Consider the following 16,740-nt stretch of genomic DNA (forward strand, 5'->3'; position numbering starts at 1 on the left):
CATGGAGCAGCACACCCCCCGCCACCGCCCGTCAGGGCAGTACGCCGCCGCCGATTCCCGCAGGGCGGCCATCATCGACGCGGCTCTCGCGCTCTTCGCCAAGGCGGGATATCTGAACTCGTCGCTTGCGAAGATCGCCGAGGAAGCGGGTACGTCCGCGACCGTCATCACCCACCACTTCGGGTCGAAGCAGCGCCTCCTGATGGCGGTGCTCGAGGCACGCGAGGAGCGCACGGTCCGTACGTTCGGACGGCTCGGCCCTGACTCCGGCCTCGACTCCGACCCCGGCTTTGGTGGTGACGACGTGCGCGCGCTGTTCCGGGAGGTGCTCGCGCTGGCCGCGTACAACCTCACCCAGCCGGGCCTCATCGAGCTCTACACCAGGCTGTCGGCGGAGGCGGGCGACCCTTCGCACCCCGCGCACGCCTACTTCGCCGAGCGGTACGAACGCGTCGCGCAGTATCTCGCCTCGGCGCTGCAACGTGCCGTCGAGGCAGGCCAGTTGAAGTCCGGCATCGACCCGGGGAGCATCGCGCGGGAGATCCTCGCCGTGTCCGACGGGCTCCAGGTGCAGTGGGCCATCGCCGAGGGGCGCCTGGATTTCGTTGAGCTGTACCGGGCGCACTTGGACCGGCTCATCCAAGCCCTTGCCTTGGACGGCAAGGGACTTGGCGAGCCGACCGACCCCGCCGCCCCCTAGCGGGCCACCCCCGTCAGCCGTATGTCGCGGGACGACGACCCGACGTACACCGCGCGCCGCCCCTCGGGGCGCACCCAGTGGCCGCGGCCCGTGTCCCAGTACGACAGTTGGCGCTCGGCGATCCGCACCCTGACCCGGCGCGACTCCCCCGCCCGCAGCTCGACGCGGTCGAAGGCGGCCAGCGTCCTGACGGCCATCTCGACGGCGGCGCCGCGCGGGGCGCCCACGTACACCTGCGGGACCTCCGCGCCCGCGCGCCGCCCCCGGTTCGTCACCGTGAACGACACCTCGTACCCCTCGCCGGCCCTGCGCACGGACAGCTCGCGGTAGCCGAACTCCGTGTAGGACAGGCCGTGTCCGAAGGGGAACAGGGGCTCGATGTCCGCCTTGTCGAAGCCTCGGTAGCCGGTGAAGATGCCCTCGCTGTACGTGACCACTCCGTCGACGCCGTAGTAGCGCTCGGGGTGGGCCGGGTCCAGGGTGGGGTGGTCCGTGTCCTTCTTCGGCCAGGTCACCGTGGCCTTGCCGCCCGGGTTCGCGCGGCCGGTGAGCAGGTCGGCGGTGGACCAGCCGCCCTCCTGGCCGACGTAACCGGTGTGCAGGATCGTGCCGACCTCGCGGCGCCAGGGCATCGTCGCCGGGCAGCCGGTGGTGAGGACGACGACCGTACGCGGGTTGGCCCTGGCGACGGCCGTGATCAGCTCGTCCTGGTGGGCCGGGAGCGTCAGGGTGGTGAAGTCGCCGCTGCCGCCCACCGATCCGCCCGAGCCGTTGAAGGCGAAGACGACCGGGGTGTGGACGCGCCGGGCCAGCCGCGCCGCGGCGGCGATCGAGGCGGTGCGCTGCTGCGGTGTCACCCAGGCGAACCGCACCTGGACCGGGCCGCGTTCGGCGATGGTCTCGGCCCAGCCGGTGGCCTTGACGACGACCTGGTAGGACGTGCCGCCGGTGAGTTCGACCGGGTCGGCCTGGCCGTTGTCGAGGCCGTCCGTGGTCGGGACGATCGAGGACCACTTGCGGGCGAAGCTGTCGCGGGCACCGGCCGCCGTCGTCAGCTCCTTGCCGTCGAGGCTGAGCGAGACGGCCGCGCCCCAGCCCTGGATCTTGAGCGCGTACTCGCCGGTGGTGGGCGGCACGAAGGTGCCGGTCCACTCGGCCGTCGTACCGACCGGGAGCGCCTCGTCGCCGACGAAGTCGACCTTCTTGTCGGTCCTGTTCGTGCCGCTGCCCTTGCGCGTCAGGCCCTTCGGGAAGGCGGACGCGGGGACGGCCGTGCCCGTGAGGTCGACGCCGACCTCGTACGCGATCTTCCGCTTGGTGCTGCGGCGCAGCGCGTCGAGCGGGCTGACCAGGCGGTCCTCGAAGCCGTACGCGCGCTCGCCCGAGACCGATGTGGCGACTTGGCCCGCGGTCGGGCCGATGAGGGCGAGGTCCCGCAACGCGGAGCGGGACAGCGGGAGTCCGCCGTCGTTGGCCAGCAACACCGCGCCCTGGGTGGCGACTTCGCGGGCGACGCGGGCACCGGCCCTGACGTCGATTTTCTTGCGGGCGGGGACGCGGCTGCCGTCGAGCATGCCGAAGGCGTCGTACCGGCCGAGGATGCGGGAGACGGCGGTGTCCAGGGCGGCGACGGGGATGGAGCCGTCCTGGATGGCCTTCTTGAGGGGCCCCCCGTAGAACGAGCCGTCCCACATCTGCATGTCCTGACCGGCTTCGAGCGCGGCCGTGGAGTGGGTGGCGCCCCAGTCGGAGGTGACGAAGCCCTTGAAGCCGAGTTCGCCGCGGAGGATGTCGGTGAGGGTGGTGCTCTGCTCGGAGTTCCACTCGCCGTTGAGGTGGTTGTACGCCGACATCACCGAGGCGACTCCGGCGCGGACGACGGCCTCGAAGGCGGGCAGATACAGCTCGTGCAGGGTGCGGTCGTCGACGACGAAGTCGTAGGAGTTCTCCGGCTTCTCGCGGTCGAACTCGTGCAGGCGCTGGTTGTTGGCGAGGAAGTGCTTGGCCTGGGCGAGCATGCCCTGCGCCTGGACGCCCTCGACCTGGGCGGCGCCGATCAGGCCGTTGAGGTAGGGGTCCTCGCCGGACTGGTCCTTGTTGCGGCTGAAGAAGGGCGTACGGGAGAGCTCGATCTGCGGGGCGAGCAGGACGTCCATGTCGAGGGTGCGGCCCTCGCGGCCCATGACCGCACCGTATTCGCGGGCGAGTTCGAGGTTGAAGGAGGAGCCGAGCGTGGCGACCGGCGGGAGGCCGGTCGCGGACTTCGTGACGTTCACGCCCGCGGGGCCGTCGCTCAGGCGCAGCTCCGGTATGCCGAGGCGTGCGACGCCCGGCAGGTATCCGGCCTGGCCCAGTCTGCGCGGGTCGGTGGCTCCGTGGACGAGGCTGATCTTCTCGTCGAGGGTGAGACGGGCGATGAGCCCCCGGACGCGGCGCGTGGCGGCGGCCGCGCCCGGGGAGGCGGGAGCGTGCGTTCCGGCGGCGGTGGCGGGCGTCGCGGCGGCGAGCGGGCCGGCGGCGGCCACGAAGGCGAAGGCGGCTGCGGTGCCGCCCAGTTGCTTCATGAGTTCACGACGTGTGCTGGCAGGCATGGCGAAATGGCCTCCGAACGCGGCTCTGGGCAGGCCGAACTGGGTCGGCGACGCCAAGAGCTGAATGCGTCATCCGCGCCAGTGCGGTGTGTTGGGGCCTGAGTCTTGATTGGTTGAACGCTTAAGGTCAATGCTCGCGTCGGCAAAACTTTGGAGGTCGTTCAGTTTCCTGGAGATGGGGGCTGACATCGGCCGTACGGGGAATAGCGGGGCCCCCGTAGCGGTCGTTCTAGGTGTTCCGTCCCCGGAGGCTGTGGACGGGGCTCGGGGTTCACGGCTCGGAGCGAGGGAGCACATGTCCAAGGCGTACGTATTCACGCGGTTCGGCGGCCCTGAAGTGGAGGCCTTCATCGATCAGGTCCGACCGGAGCCCGGTCCGGGACAACTCCTGGTCGCCGTACGGGCGGCGGGGGTCAACCCGGTCGACTGGAAGCTGCGCGCGGGCAAGCGGAGGCCGGGGGCGCCGCCCGCCGAGTTCCCCGAGGTGCTGGGGAGCGAAGTCGCGGGCGTGGTCGAAGCGGTCGGTCCGGGAGTCGAGGGCTTCGCGGTCGGCGATGCGGTGTTCGGCAACCCGGACACCGGCGGCTACGCCGAGTACACCCTCCTGCCCGCCTCCCTCACCGCGCACAAGCCGGAGGACCTGACGTTCGCGGAGGCCGCCGCGCTGCCGGTCGCGGTGGCGACGGCGTACGACGGGCTGCACCAGCTGGATCTCCCCGCCGGGGCCACCTTGCTGATCACCGGAGTCGGCGGCGGAGTGGGCGTGGCCGCGGCGCAGTTGGCGAGGCACCTCGGCATCCAGGTCGTGGGCACGGCGAGCGCGGGCAAGAAGGACTTCGTCGAGTCCCTGGGCGCGGTCCACGTGCCGCCGGGTCCCGACCTCGCGGACCGCTTGCGGGCGGCTGCGCCCGGCGGAAAGGTCGACGCGATCTTCGACCTGGTGGGCGGCGACGATCTCGTGGCGGTGGCCTCCCTGCTGCCGCCCGCCGAACGCGAGGGCCGGCTGATCACGGCTGCGGCCAAGGAGACGGTCGGGAAGCTGGGCGGGGTGGCGGTCGCACGGGCGCGGACCAGCGAGGTCCTGGACGCGGTGGCGAGGCTCGCGGCTGATGGGGTGCTGCGCCCCCAGGTGACGGCGAGGTACCCACTGGAGCGAGCCGACGAGGCACTCCGGGCGGTGGAGGACGGGCATGCGCGGGGCAAGGTGGTGATCGAGGTGGGGGCGTGAAGGGGCTGGCCTTGCGGCCTTGAGCGGGGTGGGGCGCAAGCAGGCCGGTGGGGCGTGGGCTGATGGGGCGTAAATGGGCTGGCTCCGCGCAGGGCGGGACGCATGGCGAGACGGGCCCCGACGCCTTGAGCCGGGTGGGCGTGCGAACGCTGGTTCTGCGGCCATGCGGCCATGCACCAGGTGGGGTCGTGAAGAGGCGGGCCGACCTCGCGCTTTCTCGACGGGTCGGATGTGAGAGAGCTGGTCTTGCGGGCTCGCGTGGGGTGGGGCGTGAGCTGGTGGGGGCGTGAATGGGCTGGCTCCGCGCAGGGCGGGGGCATGGCGAGACGGGCCCCGACGCCTTGAGCCGGGTGGGCGTGCGAACGCCGGCCCTGCGGCCATGCGCCAGTTGGAAGCCGTGAAGAGGCGGGGCCTCGCGCTTTCGACGGGTCGGGATGTGAGAGGGCTGGCCCTGCGGCCTTGAGCCGGGTGGGGGCGGGCTCCTCGCCGGTGTTCGTCGACCGTGGTGGCGCTGTCGCTGTGGCTTCGGCGTTCAGCGAGGCGAGCGCCGTGCGGGCGAACCGCCGTGTCGCCTCACGTCTCCATGCTGACTGCGGGGGTCCGGGAACGCCTGGTCGGAGGGGCCAGGTGGGAGAAATGGGGTGGGCGAAAAGGAAGCGACGGGGAGGCGCTCTCGTTGGTACGTTTCGCATCATGGAACCTATCGGCGAGAAAGAGATCCGCGCGGCCTTCGTCAACTGCTCCAAGGGCGAAGCCCGCAGACTCACGCTCCCCGCGGGCTTCCAGGAGACGCCCTGGTCCGACCTGGACTTCCTCGGGTGGCGGGACCCGAAGGCCCCGGACCGGGGTTACATCGTGACCGAGCGGGACGGCGAGTACGTGGGCATCGCGCTGCGCGCATCGACCGGCGCGCGCAGGAGCCTCCTCAAGAGCAGCATCTGCTCCGTCTGCGTGACCCCGCAGTCCGGTTCCGGCATCACGCTGCTCGTGGCACCCCTCTCCGGCCCCGCGGGCCGCCAGGGCAACTCGGTCGGCATCTACATCTGCGCCGACCTCGCCTGCTCCCTCTACGTACGCGGGAAGAAGACCACGGCCCTCGCCCGCCGCTTCGAGGAGACCCTCAGCCTGGAGGACCAGAACGCCCGCACCGTGGCGAATCTGCACGGCTTCATCGACAAGGTTCTGGAGGGGACGACGGCCACCGCGGCCTGACCCCCCTCCTGCCCCCGCCGCTCACGTCTGCCTAGGGTCCACCACCTGCAGAGTCAGTGCCGCCGACGGTGCCGCGACCCCCGGTCCGCCCGCCTCCGCCCACGCGATTATCTCGTCGATCGAGTCGTCGTCCATGGCGAAGCCGATCCAGACGGCCCGGCCGCCGCGCCTGCGCCCTTCGCGCGAGGGCTGGACGACGACGATGTTCGCCTGCCCGCAGGGTCCGAGGCACTCGCTCGTACGCACCGCGAACCGCCCCGCCGATTCCGCCGCGGCGGCCCGCATGCGCGCCAGCTGCCAGTCGTGGTCCGTTCCGGGATGTTTCCGCGCGTTGCCGCAGCAGCATCCTCGGCACACGACCAGCGTGCAGGGGCGGGCGGCGGCGGATCCGATGGAGATGACGGGGCTCATCCAGTGATCATCTCAGGCCTGTTGTCAGACCCTCGTGGGACGCTCGATTCATCACAACTTACGTAGGCACGCAGGAGAGGGAGAGCGCTCATGGCCATCCAATGGACCGTCACCATCGACTGCGCGCATCCGCGCGAGCTGGCCAAGTTCTGGGCGCTGGCGCTCGGTTACGCGGAGAAGCCGACCCCGGCCGGCTTCGACAGCTGGGAAGCCTGGTTGGCGCACTACGACGTCCCCGAGGAGGAATGGGACGACGGTGCGTATCTGTCGGACCCCGACGGCCATGGGCCCACTCTCTCCTTCCTCAAGGTCCCGGAGCCGAAGCTGGTCAAGAACCGGCTGCACCTGGACGTGCGGGTGGGCGGCGGTCGCGAGACCCCCTGGGACGTCCGCTGGCCCCGGGTCGTCGCCGCGGTCGAGAGGCTGACCGCTGCCGGAGCGACCGTCATCCGGCAGCACGAGTCGCAGGGAAAACCCGACCACATGGAAATGGCCGACCCGGAGGGCAATGAGTTCTGCTTGGTATGACCCTCGCCCGTCTCGCGTCCAACCTCACCCGCCGCACGTCACTCCGGCTCCCCCTCACCCCAGGTACGCAAGCCCCGGATGCACCGCCTTGTAGCCCTCCACCAACCGGCGCGCCACCGTCACGGAGTCCACCAGCGGGTGCAGTGCGAACGCCTTTACCGCCGTGGTGCGTGAGCCGCTTTCCGCTGCCGCGAGGATCTCCCGCTCCACGGCCTTCACCGCGCACACGAGCCCCGTCGCATGCCCCGGCAGCGGGTCCACTGACATGGGGTGCGCGCCGTTGGCGTCGACGGAGCACGGGACCTCGATCACCGCGTCGGCGTCCAGCGCCGAAAGGGTCGTGCGGTTGCGGACGTTGAGGATCAGCGTCGTCCGTTCGTCCCGTGCGATCGCCCGCATCAGGGCGAGGGCGACCTTCTCGTAGCCACCGGATTCGAGGTCCTCGGCCGCGCGCTCGCCGACGCCCGCGGCCTCCCGGTTCTCGGCCATGTACGTGGCCTCCCGCTCCGCACGCGTGGCGTCCCAGGCCTTAAGCGCCGACGACACTTCGTCGTCACGGCCGAGCTGCTCGTAGAAGCGCGCCTGCTGGTCGCGCAGGAAGGCACCCCTCGTCTGCTCCGCCTCCTGGTAGGCGCGGACCGCCTCGCGGTTGAAGTAGTAGTAGTGCAGGTACTCGTTCGGGATGGCGCCCAGCGACTGGAGCCACTCCGCGCCGAACAGCCGCCCTTCCTCGAACGAGCCCAGCATGCTCGCGTCACCGAGCAGTCGCGGCAGCTCGTCGCGGCCCGCGATCCGCAGTCCGCGCAGCCAGCCCAGGTGGTTGAGTCCGACGTAGTCGATGAACGCCTCGTCGGGATTGCCGCCCAGCATGCGTGCCACGCGGCGCCCCAGGCCCACCGGCGAGTCGCAGATGCCGATGACGCGGTCGCCGATGTGCCGGGACATCGCCTCGGTGACGAGGCCCGCCGGGTTGGTGAAGTTGATGACCCAGGCATCGGGGGCGAGCTGCCGTACGCGGCGCGCGATGTCCTCGGCGACGGGCACGGTCCGCAGGCCGTACGCGATGCCGCCGGCGCCGACCGTCTCCTGGCCCAGGACACCCTCGGCGAGTGCCACCCGCTCATCGGCCGCGCGTCCTTCGAGGCCCCCCACCCGGATCGCCGAGAAGACGAAGTCCGCTCCCCGCAGGGCTTCGTCGAGGTCGGTGGTGGCCGTCACGGCGGGGGCGTCCGGTACCCCGGCGGCCTGCTCGGCCAGCACACGGGCGACCGCGCCGAGGCGTCCCGCGTCCAGGTCGTGCAGGACGACCTCCGTGACCCGACCCTCGGCGTGGTCGCCGAGCAGCGCGCCGTACACGAGCGGGACGCGGAATCCGCCGCCACCGAGAATGACCAGCTTCACGTCTCAACCACCTTCACGTCTCAACCGCCTTCTGCCGGAAGACCTGGCTGCCGCCGGCACACGCACATCTGTCGACCTGTCAGAACTCACCCGTCGACAGAGGTCACGTTACGTACGATTGCCCGGCAGCGATCGACCCCCCCACGGAGGTAGCGCACCGATGACACCCTTCAAGACGTCCGCGAAGGCATCCGCGAAAGCATCCGCAGCCCTGCTCGGCGCCCTCGCGCTGGCCGTGTCGACCGGCTCCGCGGCGGCGGCGGACACGGCTCCCAGATCCCCCGGCGGCTGGCAGGAGACCGGCGTCTCGTCCGTCAACTCCCTCACCGGCAGCCAGGGCCTGGCCAGCCGCGCCGACGGCAGTCTCCTCTACCGCGGCCTCGCCTCGATCCCGCTCGACCTGCGGGCCAAGGGCTGGAGTCACGTCGGCGACCCGGACATAGCCGACGGCCACACCGTCGATGCCTATCAGGGTGGCGACGACGCGAAGTCGAAGATGTTCGCGGTCACGACGCCGGGCGGGAAGCGCTACCTCTACGAGCACCAGCTCGACGCGGGCGAGAAGCTGAACAACTCCTTCGCGGCCGTCGCGCCGGGCAACCAGTGGCTGGTGTCGGGCGAGTGGGGTGATCAGAGCCGTCTCCAGGTCTTTCCCGCCCCGCTCCTCAACTCCTCGACCCCGCCGACCGGCGGTGCGCTCCCCCAGGCCGGTCAGATCTCGCTCGACAAGCCGGTGCGTGACATCCAGGGCTGCGACTTCGTCTCCGACACCCGCCTCGTGTGTGCGTCCAACGACGCGTCGAAGGAGCTGTGGCCCGAGGACCGGCCCGTCCTTCAGGTGGACCTGGAGCGCGCGCTCGACGGGAAGCAAGTGACGGGCACGGTCACGAGCTTGTTCGCCGTCCCGCAACGGAGCCTGTGCCGGGGCACGTTCGAGACGGAGGGCATCGACTACGACTCCGCGCGTCGCACACTGCGCGCCCAGGTCGTGCCGCCGGTGCCGTGCCTGGTGACGACGTCGGTCTACTCGTACAAGCCGACGACCGGCTGACCGAGACCGGCTCACCAAGCCGCCGGCTCACCAAGCCGGCTCACCACAACTGGCTGACCTGCACACACCCTCGACATACCGGACGTGTGCGGAGGGGCCGGGCGGGGGATGGTCGCGATCATGACACAGCAACACCGGCACGAACCCGTGTCCGAAACGCGCCCCGCTCAGCCCCGCCGCCCCATACGGCAGCTGCTCGCCGCGTCGGTGGGCAACGCCGTGGAGTGGTACGACTGGTACGCGTACACGTTCCTGGCCACGTACATCGCCGACCAGGTCTTTCCCAAGGGCTCGGGCAACTCCCTCGTACCGCTGCTCTCCACGTTCGCCGTCTTCGCCGTCGGCTTCTTCATGCGGCCGGTCGGTGGTCTGCTCATGGGTGCGGTCGCCGACCGGCGCGGCAGGCGGGCGGCGCTGACGGTCACGATTCTGCTGATGGGCGGCAGCAGCCTGCTGGTCGGACTGACGCCGACGTACGCGTCCGTGGGGGTGCTGGCTCCGGTCGTCCTGGTCCTGGCCCGGTTGCTCCAAGGCCTGTCCGTGGGCGGGGAGTTCGCTGCGTCGACGACGTTCCTCGTGGAGTCCGCGGGGCCCGGCCGGCGCGGGCTCTTCTCCAGCTTCCAGTACGTGTCGACGAGCGTGGGCCAGCTCGCCGCTTCGGGTGTCGCGGCTCTGCTCGTCGCCACGCTCTCCGAGGGGCAGATGGACGGCTGGGGCTGGCGGCTGCCGTTCATGATCGGCGCGGTGCTCAGCCTGGTCGGCTTCTGGATCAGGCAGGGCGCGCAGGAGACCCATCAGGCGCCCCAGGACGAGTCCGAACGCCCCGGCCTGTTCGACGCGCTGCGGAAGTATCCGCGCCAGTCGCTGCTGATCTGCGGCATCACGGCCGGGGGCACGATCGCGTACTACACGTGGACGTCGTACCTGCCGACCTACGCCGAGCTGAACACCGACATCAGCAAGAGCCAGGCGCTGCTGTCCGGCACGCTCTCCCTGGCGTTCTTCGCCCTGCTCCAGCCGGTCGGCGGCCTGCTCTCCGACCGCTTCGGCCGCAGGCCGCTCCTGCTCTTCTTCGGCATCGGCTTCGCCGTACTGAGCGTGCCGCTCCTCCGCTCCCTCACGGGCTCGTTCGGCTCACTTCTCCTGGTTCAGTGCGCGGGCATGGTGCTGCTCACCGGCTTCACGTCCATCTCGGCGGCCGTGAACGCGGAGGTGTTCCCCGCCCACGTCCGCGCGGCGGGAATCGGCTTCCCGTACTCCCTCACCGTCGCCCTGTTCGGCGGCACGGCCCCGTACATGGGCACATTGTTCAAGGAACTCGGCAACCCAGGCCTCTTCCCCTGGTACGTGGCCGCGCTCTGCCTGGCGTCATCGGCGGTATACCTCAGGCTCCCGGAATCGGCTCACAAGGAACTAGAGCGTTGACCGGGGCAGAGCGGGTTACAGCTCCATCACCAGTTGCACAAATTACCTTCACAACTGGCACCGCAGGACTAGCGTCATGCCTCTTTACCGCAGCAAGGGGGCACTCATGGCCAACCCATATCCCGCACCACCGCCGGCGCCGAGACCCACGCCCAAATGGGCGCGCAAACGCTTCGTGCTCCCCGCCCTCGCCCTCACCTTCATCATCGGCCTAGGGGCCGGCCTCGGTGACGACGGCAGCACCTCGACGAAGGCTGCCGCGAAGGAAGCCGGCCCGACTTCGACCGTCACGGCCACAGCCACGGCGACGGCCACCAAGACGGCGAAGCCGGAGCCCGCCCCCACGGTCACCAAGACCGTCAAGGCCACGAAGACGGTGAAGGCCACCGTCACCGCCCAGCCGGAGGCGGCCGACCCGGGATCGGGTGGCAGCGGCTCCGGCGGGGGCGGCAGTGTCGCCTACGGGAACTGCACCGAGGCCCGTGCCGCAGGTGCCGCGCCCGTGCATCGCGGTGAGCCGGGCTACGGGCCTCACCTCGACCGTGACGGTGACGGCGTCGGCTGCGACACCTGACTGACCTGAGGCAGCGGCCCGTCAGGGCTTGCGGGGCACCTCGGCGATCGAGCGGCCCGCCCAGTCCGGGGCCGGTTCCGTGAGGGAGGTCAGGTGGGTTTGGATCGGCTCCGGGAAAGGGGTCGACCTGCCTGCGTTCTGGTCTACGTGGAGGGCCAGGAGTTCTGTGGTCGCCACCGGGGTTGCGTCCGGGGTGATGGGCGCTTCCGGTTCTTCGACCACGTACAGCTCGTGGGTGAAGCGGGTCTTCTTGGCGTCCGCGCCCAGGATGCGGGTGCGGACGGCCAGGTGGGCGCCCTCCGCCACGTCGTCGAGGTAGCGGATGTGCGCCTCGACCGTGTAGAGGGAGCAGCCCGTGGACTCGCGGTAGCCCTCGTGCAGGCCGGTCTCGATCATCATGGCGTCGGTGGCGTAGCCGAAGACGAGGACGTAGAACGCCTCGCTCATGTGACCGTTGTAGTCGATCCACTCGGGCCGTACGGTCCGGTGGAGGAGAGGCAGCGGCTCTGCGGGCGTGGACTCGCTCACTTGGTGTCCTCCTTCGCGCGCTGCTGCGGCAGACGTCCCGTCGCCCGCAGTACGTCGATGACTCCCTGGTCGCGCTCGGCGACCAGGTCGGCGATGGTCCTGCCGTCCGCCGCGTCGTCGCAGCCGACCACCACGGCGTCGTACAGCTTCTTGTCGAGCTCGGGTGCTTCCAGGCGCGTCCACGGCGACTTCAGGGACGGGCCGAAGTGGTCGAGCATGTGGGCCATGCCGCCCTCGCCGCCCGCGAGCGCGAAGGTGAGCATGGGACCCATGAACGCCCAGCGCAGGCCGGGGCCTTCGGTGATCGAGTCGTCGATCTCCTTCACCGTGGCCTCGCCGTTGGCGACCATGTGCAGGGCCTCGCGCCACAGCGCTTCCTGGAGGCGGTTGGCTATGAAGCCGGGCACCTCGCTCGCCATGGTGATCACGGACTTGCCCGCGGCCTCGTAGAAGCGGGAGGTCCAAGTGACCGCGTGGGGCGCTGTCTTGTTGCCGCCGACCACCTCCACGAGTGGGATGAGGTAGGGCGGGTTGAAGGGGTGTCCGACCACGAGGCGGCCCGGGTCCGCGGCCGTGGTCTGCATGTCGGTCATCGGGTAGCCGGAGGTCGAGGAGGCGATGACCACTCCGGCGGGCGCCGCCGCGTCCAGCTGGGCGAGCAGATCGCGCTTCAGCTCCAGCTTCTCCGGTGCGCTCTCCTGCACGAACTGGGCGTCGGCGACCGCCTCTTCGAGGGTGGGAGTCACGCGGAGGCGGTCCGGGGACGCGCCCTCGGCGAGGCCCAGTTGCGTCAGCGCGGGCCAGGCCGCGTCGACCAGGCGGCGCAGCTTCTGCTCGGCGTCGGGGGCGGGGTCCCAGGCGGTGACCTCATAGCCGCGGGCCAGGTAGTGGGCGACCCAGCCGCCGCCGATCACTCCCGCACCGACGCAGGCGATGCGGCGTACGTCTTCGGGTGCACAGGGGGCGGGGGGCGTCGTGACGGTGTCAGTCGTGACGGAGTCAGTCATGAGGGGGGAAGTCCTTGGGTGTGTGTGGGGGGGGGAAGGTCAGGCGCGGGGCTTGAGGCCGAGCTTCTGGCGCGCCTCGTCCGGCGTGGCCACGCGCGAGCCCAGGTTCTCGGTGATCTGCACGGCCCGCTCGACGAGTTGGGCGTTGCTGACCTTGTTGCCCTTGCCGAGGTAGAGGTTGTCCTCGAGGCCCACACGGACCTGACCGCCGAGCAGGATCGACTGGGCGACCCACGGCATCTGCATGCGGCCGAGCGCGAAGCTCGCCCACTGGGCACCCTCGGGAAGCATGTTGACCATCGACTGGAGCACGCCCGGGTCGGCCGGGGCGCCCCACGGGATGCCCATGCAGAGCTGGAAGACGGTCGGGTTGTCGAGCAGCCCTTCCGCGAGCAGCTGCTTGGCGAACCAGAGCTGTCCGGTGTCGAAGATCTCCAACTCGGGCCGTACACCCAGCTCCTGGATGCGCTTGGCGCCCTGACGGAGCATGTCGGGGGTGGAGATGTAGAGGTTGTCGCCGAAGTTGAGCGAGCCGCAGTCGAGGGTGCAGATGTCGGGGAGCAGGTCCTCGACGTGCGGGAGGCGGTCGAGGCCGCCGACGAGATCGGTGCCCGGCAGCTCGCCGAGCTCCTTCAGCGGCTCGACCGGGTCGATGACCAGGTCGCCGCCCATGCCCGCGGTGAGGTTGATGACGACGTCGGTGCCGGTCTCCTTGATGCGCTCGACGACCTCGCGGTAGAGGCGGGGGTCACGCGAGGGGGCGCCGCTCTCGGGGTCGCGTACGTGGATGTGCACGACGGCGGCGCCGGCCTCGGCGGCCTCCACGGCGGAGGTGGCTATCTGCTCGGGGGTGACGGGGACGTGGGGGCTCTTGCGCACGGTGTCGCCCGCGCCGGTGAGAGCGGCGGTGATGATGACGTCTTGGTTCACGGGCATGGCGAACTCTCCCTCAAGGGTGGGGTGTTGTTGCAGGTGTTGGTGTTGCGGGGGTACTGCCGTAGCTCTGGCGGTGCTTACGCGGGTCTCGGCGCGGCGAGTGTCGCGTCCACGTACACGAGCAGCGCCTCGTGCATGTCGTCGGGGGTCGTGCCGTCGTCTCCCGGGGTCGAGGCGAGCACCTGGGTGGCGAGGCCGTCGATCAGCGCGGTGAGCCGGAGTGCGGCGGACTGCGGGTCGACGAGGCGGAACACGCCCTCGTCGACGCCACGCCGGATGACGTCGGCGACCGTCGAACGCCACTGCCGGTAGTAGTCGGCGTGCAGCCGCCCCACGGCGGTCGACCGGGCCGCCTCCGCCCACAGGTCGAGCCAGACGCTCCACTGCCAGCGCTGTTGCGGGGTGCGGGGCGTCTGGAGCTCGATCAGCTGGCGCAACTCGTCGGCGGCGTCGGCCGCGTCGGCGACGCGGGCCGCCCGGCGGGCGGTGTCCTCGTCCATGCACCAGCGGACGGCGGCCTCCAGGAGGTCGTCGCGGCCGGGGAAGTGGTAGTGGATGGCGGCGGTGCTGGTGGCGCAGGCTTCGGCGATGTCCGCCACACGTACGGCGTGGAATCCGCGCTCGGCGACGAGCCGTACGGTCTCGCGGACGATCTGGAGGGGGCGCCCGCCGTCCGGGGCCGCGGCGGTGCGTTCTCGGCGGGCCGGGGGCGGGGGCGCGGTGTTCTGGGCGCTCGGTGGCTGGGTGCCCAGGAGCCAGCCCGCGTCCACGCCGCCGGTGTCGGCGATGCGGGCCAGCTCGGCGGCGGTGAAGCGGCGGGTGCCGCCGAGCGAACGGGAGAGCTTGGAGGGGTCCATCACGATGCGGCGGGCGAATTCGCGCTGGGTCGCTCCGGCGTCGGCGATGACCTTGCGGACTCTGTCCGCGACCTCGGGGTCTTGCTGCATGGGCGGTTACGCTACCTGGGCGTTGCGGTGATCGCAATGCCAGGAGCAGGGTTTGCGCAGGTTGACTCGCCAATTGCGATTCTGACTGACGTCTCAGTCATCACAAACCCGCAACACGAGCAAGCAGCCGGAAGCAGGACCACCCACCCGCTCCCCCTGTACTGCGGGGTAAACGGGTGGGTGGGTGGGAAAAAATCAGCCACGGAGCCGCGGGACCTCAGTGCCGCAGGACCTCAGGTCCGCTCCTGCACCCCAGCGACGAACTCATCCAGGTAAGGATCGGCGATCTTCACCGGCCCCAGCTGATGATGCTCGGCCGGATCCACCGTGATCGCACGGGCCCGCTTCACGAGTGACTCCATCGAGGCCCGCTCCCGCGCGGCCCCCGCCTCGTCCCCCTCCTGAGCGGACGACAGCGCCGCAAGGCCGTGCCCCAGCGCGGACCCCCACAGCTCCGTCGCGTCCAGCCACTGCTTCGCGTCATGGAGGAACAGCTCGTCCGGCACCCCGGAGCGCAGCACCGCGGGGACCTTCGCGATCTCCCGGGCGGTGGGCCGCAGCGCCCGTACCGCCCCTGCGGGGTCACTCTCGTACCGCTTCCAGAACGCGTCCAGCTTCGGCCCGAGGACCGGGGACTGCGGCTGCCAGTTCGTCTCGCCGAAGGTGGGCGCCGCGTGGTTGAGGTCCACGAACGTCTGCACCGCGTCGGCGACCCGCTCATCGCCCCCGGCGAGGTACAGCGCCGCCTGCCGCCCCGAGCGCGCCCGCTCGTACCCGTGGTCGTTCCACGAGAAGTCGTTCATGGTGAAGACGGCGAGCTTGCTCGCCCCCTCCTGGTTCATGGGGTTGGACACGATGCCGCTGAGGTGGCCGGACAGGCCGGGCTCGCGCTTGTCGTAGGGCGCGAGCAGCAGCCGCCCCTTCGTGCGCGCGAAGTCGTTCACCGGATAGTTGTCCCAGACGAACACCTTCCTCCCGAAGAGCTCGGCGGCCTTCTCCGCCTGGGAGTTGGTGATCTCGGGCGGGACCACGTCCGTGCCCGTCCACATCACTTCCACCGCGCCGTCGAGCTCGGCCCGCATCGTCTGCTTGTACGCGGTGTCCGTGAGGTCCCCGTACTCCGTGGGCACCATCTGCAGCGGGTTGGCGTCCTCGTGCTTCGCGATGAAATCCCGCTGGATGGTGTTGAGGAGCCCCACCTGGGCCTTGGCCGCAGGGCCGCGGCCCGGCTCACCGAACGCGGCCTTGTCGGCGTCGCAGTTCCACTTGGTGTAGCTGATGTCGTCGAGCGGCACCGAGAAGGACCGCACCCCGAGGTCGTACATGGCCTGCAGCTTGGCCGTCAGCGCCTTGACGTCCGCCGGGTCCGAGTAGCAGATGGAGCCACCCGGCGAGACCGCGAACGTGAAGCGGACGTGGTTGGCCGTGGCGCGGTCGATCAGCTTGCCGAGTTCGGTGAGCTTGTCCGCGGGGTAGGGCTCGCGCCACTTCTCCCGGTGGTAGGGGTCGTCCTTGGGCGCGTACACATACGTGTTGGCCTTGGTGTCGCCGAGGAAGTCCATCTGGTCGAGGCGTTCGGCCTCCGTCCAGGGCGGCCCGTAGAAGCCCTCGATGCTGCCGCGCAGCGGCATGGAGGGGAAGTCGGAGACCTCGGCCCCCGCTATTCGGCCCTTGGTGATGAGCTGGCCGAGGGTCTGCGCCGCGTAGAACTGCCCGGTGGCGTCCTTGCCGCCGAGCGCGACGGTGCGGTGCCGCGCCCGCAGCGCGTAGCCCTCGGCCTGCTCCGGCACCTTCGTCCCGCCGAGCGCCTTCGCGATGTCCGGCCGGGTCGCGGGGCCGAGCAGGACGGTCAGCGGGGCACGGCCCGACGCCTTCGCGCGTACGTCGATGTCACGCACCCCGTGGGCGCGCAGCGTGTCGGTGACGCGCTTGCGGGCCACCTCATCCGTGTCGTCGCCGACGACGAGTTCGGCGCGCCGGGCGAGCGGTACGTCGCCGCCCGCACGGGCCATGTGCTGCGGGGTCGGCGAGACGACGGGGAGCTTGCGGGTCACGGTGTCCTCCTGGGCCGACGGCGGCGCGGCGGCTGCCGACGGGGCCAGGGGGACCGCCAGGACGGCGAGCGCGAGAAGCGCTGTCCGGGTTCTGAGGGCGCGAGTGGTGCGGGGCATAGGGCCTCCGAACTTCGGGATGGGGTGGGA

Annotated in this window: 15 protein-coding genes; 7 read left to right on the forward strand and 8 right to left on the reverse strand. The window is 70.7% G+C overall.

Annotated elements, in window-relative coordinates; genetic code table 11:
* Window position 1 precedes the first annotated feature (1 nt).
* Window positions 2–700: a TetR/AcrR family transcriptional regulator gene (locus AB0I66_RS12210; RefSeq protein WP_363207667.1), complete on the forward strand. Its 699-nt coding sequence runs from the start codon at window positions 2–4 to the stop codon at window positions 698–700.
* Here the strand turns inward: AB0I66_RS12210 and AB0I66_RS12215 are convergent.
* The gene (locus AB0I66_RS12215) at window positions 697–3,291 is read right to left on the reverse strand and encodes a glycoside hydrolase family 3 N-terminal domain-containing protein (protein ID WP_363207668.1); all 2,595 of its coding nucleotides are present in this window, start codon (window positions 3,289–3,291) and stop codon (window positions 697–699) included. The two genes, AB0I66_RS12210 and AB0I66_RS12215, sit on opposite strands and share 4 nt — an antisense overlap.
* Before the next feature lie 295 nt (window positions 3,292–3,586).
* Between AB0I66_RS12215 and AB0I66_RS12220 the strand changes: the two genes are divergently transcribed.
* Both AB0I66_RS12220 and AB0I66_RS12225 read left to right on the forward strand, forming a co-directional pair.
* Window positions 3,587–4,519, forward strand: a complete 933-nt coding sequence (locus tag AB0I66_RS12220; RefSeq protein WP_363207669.1) for an NADP-dependent oxidoreductase — start codon at window positions 3,587–3,589, stop codon at window positions 4,517–4,519.
* A 693-nt stretch (window positions 4,520–5,212) separates the two neighbouring features.
* Window positions 5,213–5,731: an FBP domain-containing protein gene (locus tag AB0I66_RS12225; protein ID WP_363207670.1), complete on the forward strand. Its 519-nt coding sequence runs from the start codon at window positions 5,213–5,215 to the stop codon at window positions 5,729–5,731.
* A 21-nt stretch (window positions 5,732–5,752) separates the two neighbouring features.
* Here the strand turns inward: AB0I66_RS12225 and AB0I66_RS12230 are convergent, their stop codons facing one another.
* Window positions 5,753–6,142 (reverse strand): (2Fe-2S) ferredoxin domain-containing protein, encoded by a 390-nt coding sequence (locus AB0I66_RS12230; protein WP_363207671.1) that lies wholly within the window; start codon window positions 6,140–6,142, stop codon window positions 5,753–5,755.
* Between the two features lie 90 nt (window positions 6,143–6,232).
* Here AB0I66_RS12230 and AB0I66_RS12235 point away from each other — a divergent pair, with 90 nt between their 5' ends.
* Window positions 6,233–6,670 (forward strand): VOC family protein, encoded by a 438-nt coding sequence (locus AB0I66_RS12235; protein WP_363207672.1) that lies wholly within the window; start codon window positions 6,233–6,235, stop codon window positions 6,668–6,670.
* Between the two features lie 54 nt (window positions 6,671–6,724).
* Here AB0I66_RS12235 and AB0I66_RS12240 read toward each other — a convergent pair whose 3' ends face one another.
* Complete coding sequence (locus tag AB0I66_RS12240) at window positions 6,725–8,071, reverse strand: 6-phospho-beta-glucosidase (RefSeq protein ID WP_363207673.1); 1,347 nt, start codon at window positions 8,069–8,071, stop codon at window positions 6,725–6,727.
* A gap of 160 nt (window positions 8,072–8,231) precedes the next feature.
* Between AB0I66_RS12240 and AB0I66_RS12245 the strand changes: the two genes are divergently transcribed.
* From AB0I66_RS12245 to AB0I66_RS12255, 3 genes are all read left to right on the forward strand, one after another.
* Window positions 8,232–9,122: a hypothetical protein gene (locus AB0I66_RS12245; RefSeq protein WP_363207674.1), complete on the forward strand. Its 891-nt coding sequence runs from the start codon at window positions 8,232–8,234 to the stop codon at window positions 9,120–9,122.
* 120 nt (window positions 9,123–9,242) lie between these two features.
* A complete protein-coding gene (locus AB0I66_RS12250) occupies window positions 9,243–10,547 on the forward strand; it encodes an MFS transporter (protein ID WP_363207675.1) in 1,305 nt (434 codons plus the stop codon).
* 106 nt (window positions 10,548–10,653) lie between these two features.
* Window positions 10,654–11,121 carry an excalibur calcium-binding domain-containing protein gene (locus tag AB0I66_RS12255; RefSeq protein WP_363207676.1) on the forward strand — a complete coding sequence of 156 codons (468 nt, stop codon included), beginning with the start codon at window positions 10,654–10,656 and terminating at the stop codon, window positions 11,119–11,121.
* 21 nt (window positions 11,122–11,142) lie between these two features.
* On the opposite strand, the gene AB0I66_RS12260 is transcribed toward AB0I66_RS12255, so the two are convergent.
* From AB0I66_RS12260 to AB0I66_RS12280, 5 genes are all read right to left on the reverse strand, one after another.
* Window positions 11,143–11,649, reverse strand: a complete 507-nt coding sequence (locus AB0I66_RS12260; RefSeq protein ID WP_363207677.1) for a thioesterase family protein — start codon at window positions 11,647–11,649, stop codon at window positions 11,143–11,145.
* The gene (locus AB0I66_RS12265; RefSeq protein ID WP_363207678.1) at window positions 11,646–12,656 is read right to left on the reverse strand and encodes a 3-hydroxyacyl-CoA dehydrogenase NAD-binding domain-containing protein; all 1,011 of its coding nucleotides are present in this window, start codon (window positions 12,654–12,656) and stop codon (window positions 11,646–11,648) included. Before AB0I66_RS12265 ends, AB0I66_RS12260 begins: the two co-directional genes overlap by 4 nt.
* A gap of 39 nt (window positions 12,657–12,695) precedes the next feature.
* Window positions 12,696–13,592 carry a 3-keto-5-aminohexanoate cleavage protein gene (locus tag AB0I66_RS12270; RefSeq protein WP_363207679.1) on the reverse strand — a complete coding sequence of 299 codons (897 nt, stop codon included), beginning with the start codon at window positions 13,590–13,592 and terminating at the stop codon, window positions 12,696–12,698.
* Between the two features lie 77 nt (window positions 13,593–13,669).
* Window positions 13,670–14,539 (reverse strand): TetR/AcrR family transcriptional regulator, encoded by an 870-nt coding sequence (locus AB0I66_RS12275; RefSeq protein WP_363207680.1) that lies wholly within the window; start codon window positions 14,537–14,539, stop codon window positions 13,670–13,672.
* A gap of 233 nt (window positions 14,540–14,772) precedes the next feature.
* Complete coding sequence (locus tag AB0I66_RS12280; protein ID WP_363207681.1) at window positions 14,773–16,710, reverse strand: beta-N-acetylglucosaminidase domain-containing protein; 1,938 nt, start codon at window positions 16,708–16,710, stop codon at window positions 14,773–14,775.
* Between the last annotated feature and the right edge of the window lie 30 nt (window positions 16,711–16,740).

The sequence above is a fragment of the Streptomyces sp. NPDC050439 genome, assembly GCF_040655335.1.
Lineage (GTDB): Bacteria > Actinomycetota > Actinomycetes > Streptomycetales > Streptomycetaceae > Streptomyces.